Origin of the sequence: Clostridium sp. UBA2485, from assembly GCF_002341865.1 — a bacterium.
Taxonomy (GTDB): Bacteria; Bacillota; Clostridia; order Clostridiales; family Clostridiaceae; genus Clostridium_J.
On sequence record NZ_DDOV01000018.1, the window covers coordinates 1 to 3,527 of the forward strand.

The window sequence follows — 3,527 nt, forward strand, 5'->3', positions numbered from 1 at the left end:
TTAATAACTCCTCTGAGGCTGGTATATTTAGTTCTTTTGAAATAGTAGAAAATTCCTCAGTGGTATAGTTTAAAAGATTTATAGAATTTATAACTTGTTGTCTTTCACTTAACAATGGTTGAAGCTCATCATAATTACTATCTTCTAAGTCTTGAGATAAAATATCAATTAATTTATCATTAATATTTTTATACTCCAATAATAAGTTTTTTAATTCACTCATTATTGCCCTCCACCCATTTGTTGAGCAAACCATGCTTGTTGTGAATTTAAAGAGTTCATAGCTTTTTCTAATTTAGCAAATTGTATATAAAGTCTATTTTCTCTTTCCGCTAACTTTCTGACTTGTTCATCTATAATTTTATCTTTATCTTTTATCTTTTTTGATAGAAGACTATTTTTTTCAGTAGTATTCCCAATTTCGCCAGCTTTTTCTAAAAGTATACCTCTATATCCATCCTTATTAAGACCAGTTCTGGCATAATCTTTAAATATATCCTCTATTCTATTAAATATACCTTGCTCACTGTTTCTTACTTTTCTCTCTTCTTGACTTAAATCTGGGTTATAGCTTGAATGAGTGGTAGATTTTTGGGTAAATAATTGTATAACCTTTTCTGGATCTTCTGTAAAGGCTTTTTTAAGTTTTTCTTCATCTATAGCAAGTTTACCACCTTCTTTGTAGTTTTTAGTAGTATTTATACCTATAGACTGTAATGATACTTCTGAGCCCTCTACCTTTTGAAAGAAAATACTTCTTATATCTCTCATCATTCTTTCAACATAAGGATCACCTTTTATAATTCCAGCTTTAGCCTTTTCCTCCCACTTTTTAATATCATCTTCTTTCATCTCTTTCTTTTGATCTTCTGTAAGTGGAGAAAATTTATAATTTTTCTTTTCAGTAGTTAATTTATTAGTTTTTTCTACTAGTTTATTATAATCTTCAATAAATCCTTTAATTAAATCTATACCCTTTTGTGTAGATTTAGTAACAGTAAACTCCATCTCACTACCAGTAGATTTTTCCTTTAAATCATAAACTACATCATTAACAGTAAATTTGTTATTTGCTCTAACAACTCTTCCCTCAGTTCCATCTGGTTCTTTAATATTAACAATTGCATCTTTACCAGCACTACTTGATGTAGTGATATTAAGAGCGCCTAATATATTTCCTGAGTTATTTTCCGAGCTATTAGATAGTTTTAATTTTGCTTCACTGCCTGTATTCTTAGTTTCAAAGGAAAACTTTCCACTTAGTTCATTAAAGGATAAGCTTACTTCTCCTTTTGTCTTTTTTGATATCTCTGAAATTAATTGAGAAACATTCTGAATATTATCAGTTATTTCAATTTCAATAGGTTCCTTTAACCCTGCATAATCTATAGTAAATTTATCTCCTGCATCTATACCTAAATCACTTAATTTAGTATAGATACTTGTATTCATATTAGAACTAAGTTTAGACATTATTCCAGTACTGTCTTCAAAATTGGTAGCATCAGTTAATTTTATGCTTCCATTTTCAATTTTTAATTTTACCTTTCCCCCTGTTTCGTCTTCGATCTTATTTTGAAGTTTCTCTATAGTTATACCTGGATCATCTATGGTAATGGTGGTAGTAATTTCATCACCATTATTATCAATATATCTAACACTAAGCTTTGAATCTTTTTCTATACCTAGTTGGCTTAATTTGGTAGCCTTAATCTTTTCCTCATTCTTCTCTACTCTACCACTAGAACTTATCTTTGCATTTTCTGCTATCTGTTCTACTTCTAATTTATATTTACCTTCTTTAGCTTTAGAACCAGCTACTATATTTGCTAGATTAGCTAGCTTATCATTAACTTCTACCTTTACGCCATAATAAGAATTACTACTTAATAAATAATCACCTTTTAATGAATTAAAATATTTTGACTCTAAATCTCTTACATCTTTTATTATATCTCTATAGATTTCTTGTTGCCATTGAAGAATTTGTTTATCTTGCTTTGTTTTGTCCAATCTCATCTGATACGGTTTAAGCATTTCTTGAATCATTTTATCTGTATCCATGCCGGTAGCGAGTCCACCTATTCTCATGTTAAAACATCCCCTTTTTTTAATGCACAATGCACAACTTTGTTTAATTAATAATTAAGAATGGAAAATAAAGAATTTCGGATAAAACTTAACAATTGTTGAGTTCCTTAAGTAAATCCTTTATTTTTATTAATTAAAAAACGTAGTTTTTTTCACCATAATTCTTCATTCTTAACTCTTCATTTTTAATCATAATGCGTATAAGTTGTTACTTTTTTACTGATAACTTATACGCCTCGTTCCATAGGTCTCTTACTTCTTCTATTAACGGAATTATCTCATCCATAATTTTTACGTCTTTTTTCATATTCGCTTCCATTAGTCTTTGGTTTATAAATTCGTAAACTGCATATAAATTGTCGCCCCATTCCCCTCCAGCGTTTCTATCTAGAGAAATCATAAGTTCATAAAATATATCTTGAGTTCTCATTATGTTGTCATGTTTTTTTTGTATGTCATTATCTATGATAGCTTGTCTTCCTATCTTGGCGTATTTTACCGCTCCATCTAATAGCATTAATAATAATTGCTCCTTAGAGGCATAGTTTACACTATTATTTTTATAGGTATTATATGCATTACTATAAGCCTTCACTTTTAACCCACCTTTTTTGGAATTTTTATGCTTTTTTATCTAGTAATACACCAGCTATTTCACACATAGAGGCAACCATATCCAATATTTTTCTTGGCGGAATTTCCCTTATAACTTCTCTAGTTTCTTTATCTACAATTTTAACTATATATGCATTAAAAACATCATGTTTTTCATACTCTATATAGGATTCCTTATCACTAAAAAATTTATTTAGCCTATCCACCGCAACTTTTAGTGGTTTTTCTTTAACTTTTTGATAGTTATCTCCCTCTAATACCAGTGTACTTTCTTCTGAAGCTATAATGTTTTCATCTTGTTCTAATCTTTTGTTTTCAAGATTCATACCATAATCCACTTCCCTGTTTATCATGGTATTCATTGCTCCTATTTTCATATTTGCACCTCACATTATTTTTTTAGCTTACTTAAAATTGAACTATCCATTATAATAGCATTTTTATTTTCTTCTGTTACCTCTTCCTTCAATTCCTTTCTCAGGATGGTAACATCTTTAGGCGCCTTTATAGATAATTTTACTGAACCATTATCTGCTTTTACTATTGTTACTTCTATATCATCTCCAATTAATATGGATTCACCTTTTTTTCTACTTACAACTAACATCTTATTTCTCCTTAAATATTGGTTCTTTTATTTTATAACTCTCATTGTCTATTATAATTTGTTTTCCTAATTTACTAAACCTATTAATAACAATTGGAGCCTTTAAATTAGTTGTAATTTTTTCTATATTAGAATTTAAGGTTACAGTAGTATATACCATAACTTCATTTGGTTCTTTAATCTTTAGTTCTTCTACAAAGTTTTCGTTTAATTT

At 28.7% G+C, this 3,527-nt stretch carries 5 protein-coding genes and 1 pseudogene; all 6 read right to left on the minus strand.

The window, feature by feature from the left end:
• Nucleotides 1-223 (minus strand): annotated as a pseudogene (locus tag B3603_RS02425) (hypothetical protein); the annotation flags it as partial.
• A complete protein-coding gene (fliD, locus tag B3603_RS02430; RefSeq protein ID WP_291560284.1) occupies nucleotides 223-2,091 on the minus strand; it encodes a flagellar filament capping protein FliD in 1,869 nt (622 codons plus the stop codon). The gene fliD and the pseudogene B3603_RS02425, both read right to left, overlap by 1 nt.
• A 208-nt stretch (nucleotides 2,092-2,299) precedes the next feature.
• A complete protein-coding gene (gene fliS, locus B3603_RS02435; RefSeq protein WP_291560288.1) occupies nucleotides 2,300-2,686 on the minus strand; it encodes a flagellar export chaperone FliS in 387 nt (128 codons plus the stop codon).
• Between the two features lie 25 nt (nucleotides 2,687-2,711).
• Complete coding sequence (locus tag B3603_RS02440; protein ID WP_291560290.1) at nucleotides 2,712-3,083, minus strand: flagellar protein FlaG; 372 nt, start codon at nucleotides 3,081-3,083, stop codon at nucleotides 2,712-2,714.
• Between the two features lie 14 nt (nucleotides 3,084-3,097).
• Nucleotides 3,098-3,313, minus strand: a complete 216-nt coding sequence (csrA, locus tag B3603_RS02445; RefSeq protein ID WP_291560292.1) for a carbon storage regulator CsrA — start codon at nucleotides 3,311-3,313, stop codon at nucleotides 3,098-3,100.
• A 1-nt stretch (nucleotide 3,314) separates the two neighbouring features.
• A partial coding sequence (fliW, locus tag B3603_RS02450) for a flagellar assembly protein FliW (protein ID WP_291560295.1) occupies nucleotides 3,315-3,527 on the minus strand: 213 nt, incomplete at its 5' end.

What these genes read in the sequence shown, in the direction of transcription:
- fliD (WP_291560284.1), bottom strand. Translation starts at nt 2,091, where the DNA reads ATGAGAATAGGTGGACTCGCTACCGGCATGGATACAGATAAAATGATT.
- B3603_RS02440 (WP_291560290.1), bottom strand. Translation starts at nt 3,083, where the DNA reads ATGAAAATAGGAGCAATGAATACCATGATAAACAGGGAAGTGGATTAT.
- csrA (WP_291560292.1), bottom strand. Translation starts at nt 3,313, where the DNA reads ATGTTAGTTGTAAGTAGAAAAAAAGGTGAATCCATATTAATTGGAGAT.